At 65.6% G+C, this 15,631-nt stretch carries 18 protein-coding genes; 5 read left to right on the forward strand and 13 right to left on the reverse strand.

Annotated features, from left to right (window positions below; all coding sequences use genetic code 11):
* Window positions 1-143: hypothetical protein (locus A5658_RS29305; RefSeq protein ID WP_369830506.1), on the reverse strand; the 143-nt coding region annotated here is incomplete at its 3' end.
* On the opposite strand from A5658_RS29305, the gene acnA reads away from it, so the two are divergent.
* Both acnA and A5658_RS09765 read left to right on the forward strand, forming a co-directional pair.
* The gene (gene acnA, locus A5658_RS09760; RefSeq protein ID WP_231997265.1) at window positions 121-2,916 is read left to right on the forward strand and encodes an aconitate hydratase AcnA; all 2,796 of its coding nucleotides are present in this window, start codon (window positions 121-123) and stop codon (window positions 2,914-2,916) included. The genes A5658_RS29305 and acnA overlap by 23 nt on opposite strands.
* A 76-nt stretch (window positions 2,917-2,992) precedes the next feature.
* Entirely contained in the window at window positions 2,993-3,571 is a 579-nt protein-coding gene (locus A5658_RS09765; RefSeq protein WP_067333452.1) for a TetR/AcrR family transcriptional regulator, read from the forward strand.
* Here A5658_RS09765 and A5658_RS27460 read toward each other — a convergent pair.
* The 5 genes from A5658_RS27460 to A5658_RS09785 form a co-directional block, all read right to left on the reverse strand.
* Window positions 3,568-3,759, reverse strand: a complete 192-nt coding sequence (locus A5658_RS27460; RefSeq protein ID WP_082993061.1) for a helix-turn-helix domain-containing protein — start codon at window positions 3,757-3,759, stop codon at window positions 3,568-3,570. The two genes, A5658_RS09765 and A5658_RS27460, sit on opposite strands and share 4 nt — an antisense overlap.
* Window positions 3,760-3,872: 113 nt before the next feature.
* On the reverse strand, window positions 3,873-5,501 hold the full coding sequence (locus A5658_RS09770) for an ABC-F family ATP-binding cassette domain-containing protein (protein ID WP_067333477.1): 1,629 nt from the start codon (window positions 5,499-5,501) through the stop codon (window positions 3,873-3,875).
* 24 nt (window positions 5,502-5,525) lie between these two features.
* Window positions 5,526-6,335 carry an enoyl-CoA hydratase gene (locus A5658_RS09775; protein ID WP_067333454.1) on the reverse strand — a complete coding sequence of 270 codons (810 nt, stop codon included), beginning with the start codon at window positions 6,333-6,335 and terminating at the stop codon, window positions 5,526-5,528.
* Between the two features lie 33 nt (window positions 6,336-6,368).
* Window positions 6,369-6,731, reverse strand: coding sequence for a thioredoxin (trxA, locus tag A5658_RS09780; RefSeq protein WP_067333457.1), 363 nt, complete (start codon window positions 6,729-6,731; stop codon window positions 6,369-6,371).
* Window positions 6,732-6,771: 40 nt separating this feature from the next.
* On the reverse strand, window positions 6,772-7,584 hold the full coding sequence (locus A5658_RS09785) for an MBL fold metallo-hydrolase (RefSeq protein ID WP_067333459.1): 813 nt from the start codon (window positions 7,582-7,584) through the stop codon (window positions 6,772-6,774).
* 72 nt (window positions 7,585-7,656) lie between these two features.
* Between A5658_RS09785 and A5658_RS09790 the strand changes: the two genes are divergently transcribed.
* Together A5658_RS09790 and A5658_RS09795 are read left to right on the forward strand one after the other, a co-directional pair.
* Window positions 7,657-8,400 (forward strand): DUF5666 domain-containing protein, encoded by a 744-nt coding sequence (locus A5658_RS09790; protein ID WP_067333479.1) that lies wholly within the window; start codon window positions 7,657-7,659, stop codon window positions 8,398-8,400.
* Window positions 8,401-8,548: 148 nt separating this feature from the next.
* On the forward strand, window positions 8,549-9,292 hold the full coding sequence (locus A5658_RS09795) for a DUF5666 domain-containing protein (protein ID WP_067333462.1): 744 nt from the start codon (window positions 8,549-8,551) through the stop codon (window positions 9,290-9,292).
* Here the strand turns inward: A5658_RS09795 and A5658_RS09800 are convergent.
* Window positions 9,289-10,437 carry an acyl-CoA dehydrogenase family protein gene (locus A5658_RS09800; protein ID WP_067333464.1) on the reverse strand — a complete coding sequence of 383 codons (1,149 nt, stop codon included), beginning with the start codon at window positions 10,435-10,437 and terminating at the stop codon, window positions 9,289-9,291. The two genes, A5658_RS09795 and A5658_RS09800, sit on opposite strands and share 4 nt — an antisense overlap.
* A complete protein-coding gene (locus A5658_RS09805) occupies window positions 10,434-11,927 on the reverse strand; it encodes a carotenoid oxygenase family protein (RefSeq protein WP_197503089.1) in 1,494 nt (497 codons plus the stop codon). Before A5658_RS09805 ends, A5658_RS09800 begins: the two co-directional genes overlap by 4 nt.
* A 23-nt stretch (window positions 11,928-11,950) precedes the next feature.
* Between A5658_RS09805 and A5658_RS09810 the strand changes: the two genes are divergently transcribed.
* Complete coding sequence (locus A5658_RS09810; RefSeq protein WP_067333467.1) at window positions 11,951-12,688, forward strand: FadR/GntR family transcriptional regulator; 738 nt, start codon at window positions 11,951-11,953, stop codon at window positions 12,686-12,688.
* Window positions 12,689-12,697: 9 nt separating this feature from the next.
* On the opposite strand, the gene zwf is transcribed toward A5658_RS09810, so the two are convergent.
* The 5 genes from zwf to A5658_RS09835 form a co-directional block, all read right to left on the reverse strand.
* Window positions 12,698-14,098, reverse strand: a complete 1,401-nt coding sequence (gene zwf, locus A5658_RS09815) for a glucose-6-phosphate dehydrogenase (protein ID WP_067333485.1) — start codon at window positions 14,096-14,098, stop codon at window positions 12,698-12,700.
* A gap of 147 nt (window positions 14,099-14,245) precedes the next feature.
* The gene (locus A5658_RS09820) at window positions 14,246-14,470 is read right to left on the reverse strand and encodes a hypothetical protein (protein WP_067333469.1); all 225 of its coding nucleotides are present in this window, start codon (window positions 14,468-14,470) and stop codon (window positions 14,246-14,248) included.
* 106 nt (window positions 14,471-14,576) lie between these two features.
* Window positions 14,577-14,924 carry a metal-sulfur cluster assembly factor gene (locus tag A5658_RS09825; protein ID WP_067333471.1) on the reverse strand — a complete coding sequence of 116 codons (348 nt, stop codon included), beginning with the start codon at window positions 14,922-14,924 and terminating at the stop codon, window positions 14,577-14,579.
* Window positions 14,921-15,382 carry a Fe-S cluster assembly sulfur transfer protein SufU gene (gene sufU / locus A5658_RS09830; protein ID WP_067333473.1) on the reverse strand — a complete coding sequence of 154 codons (462 nt, stop codon included), beginning with the start codon at window positions 15,380-15,382 and terminating at the stop codon, window positions 14,921-14,923. Before sufU ends, A5658_RS09825 begins: the two co-directional genes overlap by 4 nt.
* A gap of 6 nt (window positions 15,383-15,388) precedes the next feature.
* On the reverse strand, window positions 15,389-15,631 hold a 243-nt coding region (locus tag A5658_RS09835), incomplete at its 5' end, for an aminotransferase class V-fold PLP-dependent enzyme (RefSeq protein WP_156751339.1).

Raw genomic sequence — 15,631 nt, forward strand, 5'->3', positions numbered from 1 at the left:
ACATTTAGGCTGTAATGAAGCTTCTCGGTGACCCGAACCCCCGCAAACCGAAAAATCTCGTAAAAGTCGCCGCCGACTTTCAAGGTGTCGCGGGCTCCGAATGAATTCACCGAATCTTTGTTGCTCACATCAACTCCCGACATTCGTCTCGTCGGCGGCGACAGTTACGAGATCTATCGGTTGGACGCGGTTCCGGGCACCGAGAAGCTTCCTTACAGCCTCAAAGTGCTTGCCGAGAACCTGCTCCGCAACGAAGACGGCGCCAACATCACCAAGCAGCACATCGAGGCGATCGCGAACTGGGATCCCAACGCCGAACCCAGCATCGAAATTCAGTTCACCCCCGCGCGAGTGGTCATGCAGGACTTCACCGGCGTCCCGTGCGTGGTCGACCTGGCCACCATGCGCGAAGCCGTCGCCGGTCTGGGCGGCGACCCGGAGAAGGTCAATCCCCTCGCCCCCGCCGAGCTGGTGATCGACCACTCGGTGATCCTTGACGTATTCGGCACCGCCGACGCGTTCGAGCGCAACGTCGAACTCGAGTACGAGCGCAACGGTGAGCGTTATCAGTTCCTGCGTTGGGGCCAGCGCGCATTCGACGACTTCAAGGTGGTGCCGCCGGGAACCGGCATCGTGCACCAGGTCAACATCGAATACCTCGCCCGCACGGTGATGGTGCGTGACGGTGTCGCCTACCCCGACACCTGCGTAGGCACCGACAGCCACACCACCATGGTCAACGGCCTGGGCGTACTCGGTTGGGGTGTGGGAGGTATCGAGGCCGAGGCCGCGATGCTCGGTCAGCCCGTCTCGATGTTGATCCCCCGGGTCGTCGGGTTCAAGCTGACCGGCGAGATCAAGCCAGGAGTCACCGCGACGGACGTGGTGCTGACCGTCACCGAGATGCTGCGCAAGCACGGCGTGGTCGGCAAGTTCGTCGAGTTCTACGGCGCCGGCGTGGCCGAAGTGCCGCTGGCCAACCGAGCCACACTGGGCAACATGAGCCCCGAATTCGGCTCCACCGCAGCCATTTTCCCGATCGACGAAGAAACCATCAAGTACCTGACGTTGACCGGCCGCACCGAGGAGCAGTTGGCTTTGGTCGAGGCGTACGCCAAGCAGCAGGGCATGTGGCACGACGCGGACCGTGAGCCGAAGTACTCGGAGTACATCGAGCTCGACCTGTCCACGGTGGTGCCGTCGATCGCCGGACCGAAGCGCCCCCAGGACCGAATCCTGTTGTCGGAAGCCAAGGTTGCTTTCCGCAAGGACATCCACAACTACGTGGAAGAGAACCACGCCGCTCCCGAAACGGCCCTCGACGAGGCGGTCGCGGAGTCGTTCCCGGCCAGCGACTCGGTGGCGCTGTCGTTCGCCGACGACGGAGCCGTCGACGTGACGCCCAGCGCCGCCAACGGCTGCGACGGGCGCCCCACCAAGCCGGTGAAGGTGAGCTCGGCAGAACGTGGCAACTTCGTTCTCGACCACGGCGCGGTCGTCGTCGCTGGGATCACGTCGTGCACCAACACCTCCAACCCCGAGGTAATGCTCGGCGCGGCGTTGTTGGCCCGCAACGCCGTCGAGAAGGGCTTGACTTCCAAGCCGTGGGTGAAGACCAACATGGCCCCCGGTTCGCAGGTGGTCACCGACTACTACAACAAGGCCGGCCTGTGGCCCTACCTGGAGAAGCTGGGCTTCTACCTCGGTGGCTACGGCTGCACCACTTGCATCGGCAACACCGGTCCGCTGCCCGACGAAATCTCCAAGGCGGTCAACGACAACGACCTGTCGGTCACCGCGGTGCTGTCGGGCAACCGGAACTTCGAAGGCCGCATCTCCCCCGACGTCAAGATGAACTACCTGGCCTCGCCGCCGCTCGTGATCGCCTACGCCATCGCGGGCACCATGGACTTCGACTTCGAGACCGACCCGCTGGGTCAAGACAACGACGGCAACGATGTGTTCCTGAAGGACATCTGGCCGACGACCGAGGAGATCCAGGAGACCATCGCGTCGTCGATCAACCGCGAGATGTTCGTCAGCTCGTACGCCGACGTGTTCAAGGGTGACGAGCGGTGGCGCTCGCTGCCGACGCCGGAGGGCAACACCTTCGAGTGGAGCGACAGTTCCACCTACGTGCGCAAGGCTCCGTACTTCGACGGCATGCCGGCCGAGCCGGAGCCGGTGTCGGACATCAAAGGCGCCAGAGTCCTTGCACTGCTGGGCGATTCGGTGACCACCGACCACATCTCGCCGGCGGGAAGCATCAAGCCGGGCACTCCGGCGGCGCTGTACCTCGACGAGCACGGCGTGGCCCGCAAGGACTACAACTCGCTGGGTTCACGGCGGGGCAATCACGAGGTGATGATCCGCGGCACGTTCGCCAACATCCGGCTGCGCAACCAGCTCCTTGACGATGTCTCGGGCGGCTACACCCGCGACTTCACTCAGGACGGCGGCCCGCAGGCCTTCATCTTCGACGCGGCGCAAAACTATGCGGCACAAGACATTCCGCTGGTGGTCCTGGGTGGCAAGGAGTACGGCTCCGGCTCGTCACGAGACTGGGCGGCCAAGGGCACCCGGCTGCTCGGCGTGCGCGCGGTGATCACCGAGTCGTTCGAACGCATCCACCGGTCCAACCTGATCGGCATGGGTGTCATCCCGCTGCAGTTCCCGGAAGGCCAGTCAGCCAAAGACCTGGGCCTGGACGGCACCGAGGTGTTCGACATCACCGGCATCGAAGAGCTCAACAAGGGCAAGACACCCAAGACGGTGCACGTGAAAGCCGTCAAAGATGGCGGTGAGACAGTCGAATTCGACGCCGTGGTGCGCATCGATACTCCTGGTGAAGCCGATTACTACCGCAACGGCGGCATCTTGCAGTACGTGTTGCGCAACATGCTCAAGGCCAACTAGTGGCGATCGCAAGCCCGGCGCAGCCGGGCGCCGCGGGTCGCCACCGGACGAGCTAGCCGACGCGGAGGCTGCAGCCTTGCCCAAGGTCAGCCAGGATCATCTGGCGGCCCGGCGCCGTCAGATTCTTGACGGCGCCCGCCGCTGCTTCGCCGAGTTCGGATACGACGGTGCGACGGTGCGCCGCCTCGAGCAGGCGATCGGCTTGTCGCGGGGGGCGATCTTCCATCACTTCCGCGACAAGGACACGCTGTTCTTCGAGCTGGCCCACGAGGATGCCGGGCGGATGGCTGACGTCGCGTCGCGCGAGGGCCTGGTCCAGGTGATGCGCGACATGCTGGCGGCCCCTGAACAGTTCGACTGGCTCGCCACGCGATTGGAGATCGCGCGAAAGCTGCGCCACGAACCGGAGTTCAACAAGGAGTGGACAGACCGGTCGGCGGAGCTGGCGGCGGCGACGATCGAGCGGTTGCGTCGTCAGAAGCTGGCCGGCCGGGTGCGTGACGACATCCCCAGCGATGTGCTGCAGTGCTATCTGGACCTGGTGCTGGACGGGCTGGTGGCAAAGGTTGCCTCCGGTGAAGACACTGAGTTGCTTACCGCCGTCCTCGATCTGGTGGAGGGTTCCGTCCGGCAGGCTAATTCGACGCGCGCTTAACGCGTTCGGGTGCGGTGGTTGGGACCGCCGCGACTGCGCATCGTGGTGCCGGACTCGCGCAGCATGCTGTGTATCGATCCGTACGATCGACCGGTCGATCCGACCAGCGTCCGAATGCTGGCTCCACCCTCGTAGGCACTGCGCAATTCACGCAGCACCTGATCGCGTGGCTTTTTCGTCTTCCTCATAAACCCTCCCCGGTTCAACTTGGAGCCCCAGGAACACAGAGTAAGAACCTGGGTGAACGCGCGGGGCGGATTGACCAAATCCTGTGCTACGGCGCAAAGATTGGGCGCCGCGGTCAGGCGAGCTCGATGAGATCCCGGTACTCGTCGGACCAATGATCTTCGGTGCCGTCCGGCAGCAGCACGACGCGCTGCGGGTCGAGCGCTTCGGCGGCGCCGGGGTCGTGGGTGACAAGCACGACCGCCCCGGCGTAACTACGCAACGCATCCAAAACCTGTTCGCGCGAGGCAGGGTCGAGGTTGTTGGTCGGCTCGTCGAGCAGCAACACGTTGGCGGTGGACGCCACCAGACCGGCGAGCGCCAGCCGGGTCTTCTCACCGCCGGAGAGCGTGCCGGCCGGCTGGTCGAGTTGGGGCCCGGTGAACATGAACGCGCCGAGCAGGCCGCGCAGATCCTGCTCACCAGAGTCCGGTGCGGCGTGGCGAATGTTCTCCCACACGCTCGCGGCATCGTCGAGGGTGTCGTGCTCCTGCGCGAAATAGCCGATTTTCAAACCATGTCCGGGCTCGATCGTCCCGGCATCGGCTTGTTCGACACCTGCAAGCAAACGCAACAGCGTCGTCTTGCCGGCACCGTTGAGTCCGAGCACCACCACCCGGGAACCGCGATCGATCGCTAAATCGACCCCGGTGAAGATCTCGAGCGACCCGTAGGTCTTCGTCAGTCCCGACGCCGTCAGCGGGGTGCGTCCGCACGCCGACGGGCTCGGGAATTTGATCCGGGCCACCTTGTCGGCCACCCGCTCGGCGTCGAGCGCGGCCATCATCCGGTCGGCACGACGCAGCATGTTCTGTGCCGCAACGGCTTTGGTGGCCTTTGCGCCCATCTTCGCGGCCTGGGCCCGCAAGGCGGTGGCCTTGCGCTCGGCGTTGGCGCGTTCCCGTCGGCGACGTTGTTCGTCGGTGGCGCGGGCGTCGAGGTATTTCTGCCAACCCATGTTATAGACGTCGGCTTCGCCGCGGACCGCGTCGAGGAACCAGACCCGGTTGACCACGTCGGCGAGCAGGTCGACGTTGTGGCTGATCACCACGAGCCCGCCGGTGTGGTTGCGCAGGAAGTCCCGCAGCCAGCCGATCGAGTCGGCGTCGAGGTGGTTGGTCGGCTCGTCGAGTAGCAGTGTGGTCGCCGAACCTGCGCCGGTGTCGGATGCCGCGAACAGGATGCGGGCCAACTCGACCCGGCGGCGCTGGCCGCCGGACAGGGTGCGCAGCTGCTGGGTGAGGATGCGGTCGGGTAAACCGAGGCTTGCGCAGATGCGACCCGCTTCGCTCTCGGCGCCGTAGCCGCCGAGCGCGGCGAAGCGTTCCTCGAGTTGGCCGTATTTACGGATGGCCCGGTCGCGGGCGTCGTCGTCGGCGACTTCGGCCATCAGCGCCTGCTGCTTCTCCAGCTCGGTGAGCAGGGTGTCGAGGCCGCGGGCCGACAGCACCCGGTCGCGGGCCAGCACGTCGAGGTCGCCCTCCTTGGGATCCTGCGGCAGATAACCGATCTCGCCGGTCCGTGTCACGGCACCCGCGTAGGGCTCCCCCTCGCCCGCGAGGATGCGCAGCGTCGTTGTCTTGCCCGCACCGTTGCGCCCGACCAACCCGATCCGATCGCCGGGCTGGATCCGCAGGGCGGGGCCGTCGGCATAGAGGAGAGTGCGCGCACCTGCGCGGACCTCGAGGTCCGTAGCCGTGATCACGGTCACTCTCCTTGCACGGATGGATTACTTGTCGTCGGTGAAAACCGGCGGGCGCTTCTCGGCGCGCGCGGCAACCGCTTCTTCGAAGTTGCCGGTGAGCAGGCGGACGAAGAGCTGTCCCAAGCCTTCGGCCTGCATGTGCCCTCCCAGGCTAGCGGCGTCCAGTCCACTCCATAGCGTGCGCTTGGTCAACTCGACGCCCGGCCGGGAGAACGCGGCGATTCGGTCGGCGATGTCGTAACAGGTCTCCAGCAGCCGGTCGTCGGGGACCTGACGGGACACCAACCCGATCCGCTCGGCTTCCTCGGCGTCGATGTCGCGACCGGTCAGCATGATCTCGAACGCGCGCGACGAGCCGATGGCGCGCGGTAGTAGATAGCTCAACCCCAGCTCGCTGGCGGTCAACCCGTTGTTGATGCCGGCGGCGCGGAAATACGCCCCGTGCGCCGCGATACGGATGTCGGCGGCCAGCGCCAGACACAGCCCGCCGCCGATGGCGGCGCCGTTGACCGCGGCGATCACCGGCTGGTGCAGCTTGCGCAAGGCCAAGATGACGTCGTCGAGGACCTCCATCGAGCGCAGCGCGTAGGTGGGTCGGGTCAGGTCTTGGACGTGCGGCACCGATCCGGCCGACTTGTGATCGGCACCCGAGGAGAAGCCCCTGCCGGCGCCGGTCAGCACCACAACCCGAACCGAGTTGTCGTAGGTGACCTTCTCCAGCACCTCTTTGAGCGGGATCATGACGTCGAACGCCATGGAGTTCATCCGCTCCGGCCGATTCAGGGTGATCAGCGCAATGTTTGGGCGGGGGTGTTCGAGGAGGACCAGGTTCACCGTTGAACGTTAACCCGGGCCTGGTCGGTTAGCTCAGGACTGGTCGCCCTGTTGCGTCGCGATGGCGGCGTCGACGTCGAAGTCCTTCACCTGCTGGACGAGGTCTTCGAGGGCGGCCGGCGGCAATGCTCCGGCCTGGTTGAAGATCAACTTTCCCTTCTTGAACGCCATCAGCGTGGGAATCGACCGGATCTGCGCGGCCGCGGCAAGTTCCTGCTCGGCTTCGGTATCCACCTTGGCGTGCACGACGTCGGGGTGCTTGTCGGCGGACGCGGCAAAGGTCGGCGCGAATTGCCGGCACGGGCCACACCAGGACGCCCAGAAGTCGACGAGCACGATGTCGTTGCCGTTGATCGTTTCGTTGAACTGCGCGGCGGTGAGTTCTTGGGTAGTCACAGGTGGTTCAACGTTTCGCCGTTCGGTGGTGTTCCCCGCGTCAGGTCAAGTGGTCGTAGTCGCCCCGAACCCACGCCGCGTGCCGCGCGGCCGAGCGTTGCACGGCGGCGTGCGCATCGGTGTCGATGGCGTTCGTGAACAGGCCGTAGACGCGATCGAAGTGCAGCGGCGCCAGCGTGGCGGCCATCCGCTCCACGACGGCGGCCGACAGCGGCAGCCGGTTGGGATAGCTGCGCAAGAACCCGACCGTGCGCCGGTCCGGGTTGGGAAAGATGGTGTCGCCGGCCAGCAGCACTCCGCGGCCGTTGGCGCCCGCGGTCCAACAGGCGACCGCGCTACCCGGGAAGTGCCCGCCCACCCGGACCACCGACAGCGACGGCGTCAGCTCCAGGACGTCGGTCCACTGCTGGATGACCGGATCGGCGCGCATGACCCACTCGGCGTCCGCCGCGTTGACGTACACCGGAACGCCACCCAGCCGGTGGCTCCACTCGACCTGGGCGCCGTACATGTGCGGATGGCTGGCCACGATCGCGATCACCGGACCGCGGTCGGCGATGGCCGCCACCGCGTCGTCGTCGAGGAATCCCGACGGATCCCACAACACGTTGCCGTCGTCGGAGCACACCAGCATGCCTCGCTGTCCGATGCCGAACGCGGGTGAACTGCCAATTGCCACCAATCCGTCTTCGACGACCCAGACCTGGGATCGCATGCCTTCGGCGGTCAGGTCGTCCAGCGTCGCCCACAGTTGCCCTTCGCTCGGGACCCACTGTCGTTCGTCGTCGCAGATCGCGCACACGCCGGATGCGGCGCTGTGCTCGACCCCGCACGTCCTGCACAGCCAAAACATGACACAACCTCCCCGTTAGAGATGGGCGAGAATGGGTACCCCGTTTCGTCGATCCTGATCGGAGAACCCTTGATGACCGCCCGCCCGCCGAGCCCGCTGCGGAATCGGCTCCTGATTTCAATGCTGGTCGGAGCTACCGCGGTAGCGCTCGGAGGGTGCGACTCATCGGGCGATCACGGCGCCAGCGCACCCCCTCCGGCCGCTAGCCAACCGCCTCCCGCGCCCAAGCCGCCGTCACCGCCGCCCCCGCCGGTCGGCAAAGACCACATCGAAGGTCTGGTCAGATCGGTATCCGGCAACGCAATCGAACTCACCCAGCGAAACCGGACCGCGGCCACGGTGGACTTCACGCCGAAGACGATGATCACCGAGCTCAGCTCCGCCGCGCTGACCGACGTCAAACCCGGCGGTTGTGTCAATGTCAGGCCGGTGCCACAAAGCCCCGAGGGCACAGTCGTTGCCCAATCCGTGGAGATCAGCCCCGCCGTGGCGCACAACTGCCCACCACCACCGAATCCGGCCGGAGCCGTCTTCGGCATCGTGGACTCGGTTGCGGACAACGCCATCAAGGTCAACAGCGTTGACCCCGCCGGTAAAACGACGCACACCACCGTCACCGTGAGCAACACGACGACGTACACCAAACATGGCGTCGTCGACGCGCAGGCGGTTCAGAACGGCAAGTGCATGGCGGCTCAAGGAAGCTTGGACGGCGGTGTGTTGCAAGCGATGACGATCGACATCGAACCATGCCCACCGATGGGTCGTCCGCACCACCACTTCCACCTGCCGTGGTGGCTGCACCGTCACCATTGAGCCAAACCGGATATCGCCCAACTCCTTTCGGCCGGATACACAGCGCGCTCTTAATCCGGCGAAAGCCTGCACACAGCAGCGCGATTGATGGTGAAACCCGTTAACAGAGTCCGTCCGCCCGCCGTGGCCGACGACCGAAAGGACCCCGATGCCTGTCACCCTCTCGACCTCGCGGCAGTCCCGCGTCGCGTTACTCGCGCTCACCGGAGCCACCGCAGTGTCGCTCGCCGCCTGCGGTAGCTCCACCGAGACCAAGCCGGCCCCGGCAACGTCGAGCGGCAGCGCCCCCACGTCGTCGACGCCGTCGGCGTCCGGCAAGGGCCGCGACTGGGTGAAAGGGCTGATCGACTCGGTGTCAGGCGGCACGATTCAGATCACCGCCAAATCCGGGCCGACCACCGTCGACTTCACGCCGGCGACCGCGATTTCGGAGATCACTCCGGCCCAGCTGACCGACGTCACCGTCGGCAGTTGCGTGTGGGCTCATCCCGACCACGCCGACGCTCCGGCGGGCAGCCCGGTCAACGCTCGGAGGGTGCAAATCAGCGCCGCGGTCGACGGCAAGTGCCCCGGACCCGCGCACCCGGCCGGCGACAAACCACATCACCAGGTGCCACCGCACGGCCAAGTCGCCTCCGTCGCCGGCAATACGATCACGCTGAATGGTACTGACGCGCAGGGTAATCCGTCGTCGACGACCGTTAACGTCACGGACACCACCAAGTACACCAAGAAGACAGCGGCCGACGCGCACGTGATCGCGCAGGGCAAGTGCCTGGTGGCGCACGGCACCCGGGACAACAGCAACGCCTTGCAGGCCAACAGAATTGACGTGCAGGACGCCGTGAACGGCAGCTGCCCCGAGCACGGCGGCAAGCACCACGACCGCTAGTACGATCGCGGCAGCCCGAGGCTGTGCTGGGCGACGTGGTTGAGGATCATCTCGCGGCTGATCGGTACGGTCTTGAACAGCCGGACGAACTCGTACATGTTGGCCAGCGCCACCTCGCGGGTGAAGCCGGCGCCGCCGTGCACCTCGATCGCCTGGTCGAGGCAGCGGATGGCGGCATCGGCGGACAGAAACTTGGCCATGTTGCTGTACTCGCCGGCGTCGGTCCCCGCGTCATAGCCCGCGGCCGCGTGCCGTGTCATCAGCCGCGCCGCTTCAAGCCCAATCTTGGCCTCCGCCAACGGGTGTGCGAGGCCCTGGTGCGCGCCGATCGGGACCTGCCAGACCCGGCGTTCACGGGCGTACGCGACGGCCTTATCGAGCGCGTAGCGGCTGACACCATTGCAGATCGCAGCAATGATGACCCGCTCGGGGTTCATCCCGTCGAAGGCGACGCGCAGTCCGTTGCCCTCGCCGCCGACCAGTCGGTCCGCGGGAACCGCGACGTCGTCGAAGAACACCGTGAAGGATTTGTCGGTGATCTCGAAGGTCATCGGAATGCGGTGCATGTCGATGCCCGGGGTGTCGCGGTCGACCAGAAACAACGAAAGTTGCGCGCGGCCTTGGGCATCGGTGCCGGTGCGGGTGACGACGAGTAAAGCGTCGGCCTGGTCGGCGGCGGTGATGAAGGTCTTCTGCCCGCTGATCAGGTACTTGTCGCCGTCGCGGTGCGCGGTGGTGGCCAGCTGGTGGCTGTTCGACCCGGCATCGGGCTCGGTGATCGCGAACGCGATCTTCATCGTGCCCGCCGCCATCGGCGCCAGCCAGTGCCGCTTCTGCTCGTCGGTCGCATGCCGGGCCAGCAGGCTACCGACGATTCCCGGCGAGATCATCAGCATGATCTGCGGGCACCCGGCAGCAGCGGCTTCTTCGGCGACGACGCTCAGTGCGCTCAATCCCATTCCGCCGCCGCCGTATTGCTCGGGCAGGTTGACGCCGACGAATCCGCCCGCGGCCAGGGCGTCCCAGAGTTCGGTGGGATGCTGCAGTGTTTCGCTGCAGCGGGTGAAGTAGTCGTTGCCGAATTCGGCGACGATGCCATGGACCGAGGCCCGCAGCTCGGCTTCTTCGGTCTCGGTGAGAATCATCGGAAGTCCATCCAGTGTCCGTGTGGGGTGAAGCCGAGCAGAAACGGGATCTCGATCCGGCAGATCGGACCCACGGTGATGTCGTCGGTGTCGAAAATGGCGTACTCGCCGAGGTTTTCGGTCCACCGCGAGATCGGCACCATCAGGTAGCCGTCGCCTTCGGCGGCATCGGGGGTGCGCGGTACGAAGGTCGGCTCCATCACCAGCGAGGGTCGTTCGTGCCGGAGCCGATACCGTTGCTCGTTGCCGGACTGGCGGTCACGGACCACCAGGCTGTGCATGCGCATGCCCTTGCCCTTGGCGTCACCACCGATCAGATAGGCCCACCGCTGGCCGTGCCCGTAGAAGCGTTCGTCCACCTTGGGTAGTTCGCAGGGCTGGTCGTCGAGCAGTTCGGATTTCACGCTTCCGGAGGTGACGTCGACCGTCCAGCGTCCGAGCATGCTGCGGGCCAGGTTGAAGAACAGCTGAACGTCTTCGCCCTGGAATCCGTCGATGTCCAACGGGAACGGCGGGCGTTCGAAGATCGGGGCGTCCAGAGTCAGCGTGTCGCCCTCGACGTCGGCGGCCAATGTATGCATGACGTACTGCGGTTCGATTTCTGCTGTGATCCAACGGATTTCGCCATTCGCGACGTCGTCACGCGGTATCAACGCCAGCATCGTGGGCAGCTCGGGATGCCAGCCCTGTACCGACTGCCCGCGCTGGATACGGTCAGGGTCGAACACGAAGCCCTGAAACGGCAACACCATCCAGTCACGGGTCAACCACATGTCGTGGACTTCCGAGGAGTAGGGAGCATCCCAGAGCTCGCGGGATGTGACCGCGCCATCCGGCTGTACGACATGGACGGTGACGTATGGCTTGTGGTTGCTGTACGCCCAGCCGTACAACGTGCCGCTGGCGCTGTCCCATTTCGGGTGCGCGGTGAATGCCCCGTCGCCGTAGCCGGCCTTCTCGAAGATGCCGCGAGACAACTGCGGCGACCACCCGACCACGCCGCGGGTCTGCAGGGTGATGGGGTCCAGCGCGACCGGCGGGCTGCCCTGTTCGCCGGATGCGAGGATCTCCCCGGCAAACGGGAAACAGTTGATGTTGTTGGTGCCCTGTGGGATTCCGCGGGTGTACTCGTCGGGCACGGCGGCGCCGAAACCGATGTTGCGCCAATCGGTCCACTCCCCGTCGGACCAGCAGAACATCCCCCGCTGATGCTGGTCCTCGAGACAGTACTTGGGTGTGCGGACCCATCGGTTACGAAAGTCGGCGCGGCCGTTGTCGACGACGAGCCCCTGCACCATGCCGTCCATCGCCAGTAGTCCGTTGGCGCCCTGGCGGGTCGGCCGTTTGAAGGTCGGGCCGACCCGATAGAAGCCACCCGCCAGGTCTTTGGGTATTTCACCGAAGGTCGTCACGCAATCCTCGACGGTGGCCTCGAATCGCATGGGCCGGAATGCGCCGGTGAGCACCGAGGTATTGGGGACATTTACCATGGTTACTTAGTATACTAAGTCGTATGACGCTGGCAAGACCTTCTCGAGCACCCGACGTTGTCGCCGCCACCCTGCGCCGGCAGATCCTGTCCGGGGAACTCGCGCCGGGTGACAGCCTGCCCACCGAGGGCGAATTGATCAGTCAGCTGGGAGTGAGCCGCGAGACGGTCCGGATGGCACTGCGGCTGCTGGATGCCGAGGGCCTCACCACCACCAGCCAGGGCCGCAGCGGCGTGCGGATCCGCCATCCCGAACCCGAGCGCGTCGCGCGCTCACTCGTGCAGCTGTTCACCCTCACCGGGGCGACCTGGGGTGACCTGCTGTCGTTCCGCATCATGCTCGAACCCGCCGCCGCCGCTCACGTCGCCGAGCATGCGACGACAACACAACGCGAGCGCATCACCGCCGTCGCCGAGGGCGGCATCGCACCCGACGGCACCGGCTATCACGAATTCCACGAGCTGGTGGTCGAAGCCAGCGGAAATCCTCTTCTCACAACGGTTTTGGCCGCAGTGGAGCAGGCGGTGCGCTGGGCCGCGGCCGAGCAGGACATCACTCAGTACGACCGCGCCGAAGCCGCCAAATCACACCGGGCGATCGCCGCGGCGATCGCGGCAAGAGATCCGCAGAAGGCACAGCGCCGCATGGAGCAACACCTCGCGGCGGCCCTCCGGCACGTCGAGGCGTCGGGTCTGCGCGAAGCGCCGATGATCCCGCCGTCCCGATGGCGGGGCGAAAACAGCCACTTACCCTGGCGCTGAAGCGAGCCGTTATTTCTTGCCGCGCCAACCACGTTCGAACGGCAGACGCCAGGATCGCGGCGCGATCAGCGGGTGTACGGCGTTGGGACCCCAGGAATCGATGTCGTAGCTCCGGACAGGTGGCGGGTCCTCAAGCAGGGGCGCCGAAACTTCCCACAACCGCTCGATACCCTCCGCGCTGTTGTACAGCGTCCGGTCGCCGCGCATCGCATCCAGAATCAGACGCTCGTAGGCCTCGAGGACATCGCCGGCGTGGCCGGTCTCCTCCATGGTGAACTGCAGGCTCAGCTTGTCCAGCTTCATGCCCGGCCCCGGCCGCTTCCCGTAGAACGACAGCGACATCTTCGACACGTCGGCCAGGTCGAAGGTCAGGTGGTCCGGGCCCTTTTGTCCCACACCGGATCCCGGTGGGAACATGCTGCGCGGCGGCTCGTGGAACGCGATCGAGATGATGCGCTGTCCCTCTGCCAACCCCTTGCCGGTGCGCAGAAAGAACGGGACACCCGCCCAGCGCCAGTTGTCGATCTCGCACTTGAGCGCGATGAACGTCTCGGTGTCCGACTCCGGCGCTACGCCGGGCATGTCGCGGTAGCCGCGGTATTGGCCGCGCACCACGTGACTGGGATCGAGCGGACGCATCGAGCGGAACACCTTGTTCTTTTCGCTGCTGATCGCTTCGGACGCCAACTCGGTGGGCGGCTCCATCGCGACGAACGCCAGGATCTGGAACAGGTGGGTGACCACCATGTCCTTGAATGCGCCGACCGCTTCGTAGAACTGGGCGCGGTTTTCGACGGTGAGCCGCTCCGGGACGTCGATCTGAATGTGGTCGATGAATTGGCGGTTCCAGATCGGCTCGAACAGGCCGTTGGCGAATCGGAAGGCCAGGATGTTCTGGGCGGCTTCTTTGCCGAGGAAGTGGTCTATGCGGAAGATCTGCTCTTCGTCGAAACGCTCGTGGATGGCCTTGTTGAGTTCGCGCGCGCTCTCCAGGTCGACACCGAACGGTTTCTCCATGACGACCCGCGAGCCCTTGGCCAGGTCCGCCTTGTGCAGGGTGTCCATCACCGGCATCACCGCTTTGGGCGGCACGCTCAGGTAGTGCAGCAGACGGGCGTCACCACCGAGGGCCTCCGCCTGCTCGGCGACCGCGCCGGCAAGGGCTTCCGGGCCCGCCTGCTGTGGAACAAACGTCAAGTTGGCGATGAATTGGTCAAAAAGCTCGTCGGCGACGGCGTGGTGAGCGAACTCCTTGCAGGCCTTGTGCGCCAGCTTGCGGAAGTGCTCGCTGTCGATCTCGTCGAGCGAGGTTCCGATGACGCGCATCTCGGGGGCGAGGTTCGAGCACGACAAATGAAGCAAACCGGGCAGTAGCTTGCGTTGCGCCAAATCGCCTGTGGCGCCGAACATCACGACGACGTGCGGCGGTACCTTGCTTCCGGGCGGCGTGATGTCGTGAGCTCTTTTGGCGTCCGTCACCTTGACGATGGTAGCCAAGGCCGAGTGGATTCACACCCTGCGCAGGTGAACACTGAGCGCGGTTTTCGGTGGTGGCGGCTAGGGAACCCGGTACCAGCCCTTCTCGTCCCCGTACGCCCAACCGCACGGCGCGAGCTCCCACTTGGTGCCGTCGTCGCCGCCCATCACGTTGCACAGCGGTCCGCCCGACGGCGGTGAGTCGGCCGGTGTCGGCGGGGGGTCATTGTCGTCTGCGTAGGCGACGCCACTGCCCATGCCCACGGCGGCCGCACAAGCCGCCACCATCATCAGCTTCTTCAACATCAAACGGTCCTTTCGAGTCCAGTCCCCCAATTTTGGGGGTTAATCGGCCCGCGCGCGACGTAAGAGCGCCTGGCTACCGGGGACTTAACAGGACGTTTACAGCAGGTCAGACCGTGAAGCCGAGGGCGCGCAGCTGATCGCGGCCGTCGTCGGTGATCTTGTCGGGGCCCCACGGCGGGTTCCAGACCCAGTTGATCCGCAGCTCGTCGACCAGGCCCGCGCCGATCAGGGCGTTACGCGATTGGTCCTCGATCACGTCGGTCAGTGGGCAGGCCGGTGACGTCAACGTCATGTCGATCAACGCGACCGTGCCCTCCTCGGCCTCTTCGAGGTTCACCCCGTAGACCAGACCGAGGTCGACGACGTTGATGCCCAGCTCGGGGTCTACGACATCGCGCATCGCCTCCTCGATGTCGCCGAGCAGTTCGTTGTCCGGGGCCGCAATGTCACTCATCGGTTGACCTCCTGTACGTCATGGCTCGCCTGGACCAGCGCATCTTTGAACGCCAGCCAGCCCAGTAGCGCGCATTTCACCCGAGCCGGATACTTCGCGACGCCGGCGAATGCCACGCCGTCACCCAGCACATCCTCGTCGCCTTCGACGTTCCCGCGTGACGACACCATCTCGTTGAACGCGGTGACGGTCTTCAACGCCTGCCCGACGCTTTGGCCGATTACCTGCTCGGTGAGCACCGAGGTGGCGGCCTGGCTGATCGAGCAGCCCTGTCCGTCGTAGGAGACATCGGTGACGGTCTCGCCGTCGTCCGACAGTGCCACCCGCAGCGTGATCTCGTCGCCGCACGTCGGGTTTTTGTGATAGACCTCCGCGCCGAACGGCTCCCGAAGGCCGCGATGCTGCGGGTGCTTGTAGTGATCGAGGATCACTTCCTGGTACATCTGCTCGAGGCGCATGTCGGCTCACGCCCTACCGAAGAAGTCGATGGCGCGGCGGACTCCGGCGACGAGCCGGTCGACCTCGTCCATGGTGTTGTACACCGCGAACGACGCGCGCGCGGTGGCCGCGACGTCGAATCGCCGGTGCAGTGGCATGGCGCAGTGGTGTCCGACCCGGATCGCGACACCGTCGTCGTCGAGCACCTGGCCCACGTCATGCGCGTGCACACCGTCGACGACGAAAGAGACTGGCGATCCGCGGTTTTC

The sequence above is a fragment of the Mycobacterium sp. 1245111.1 genome, from assembly GCF_001673405.1.
Taxonomy (GTDB): Bacteria; Actinomycetota; Actinomycetes; order Mycobacteriales; family Mycobacteriaceae; genus Mycobacterium.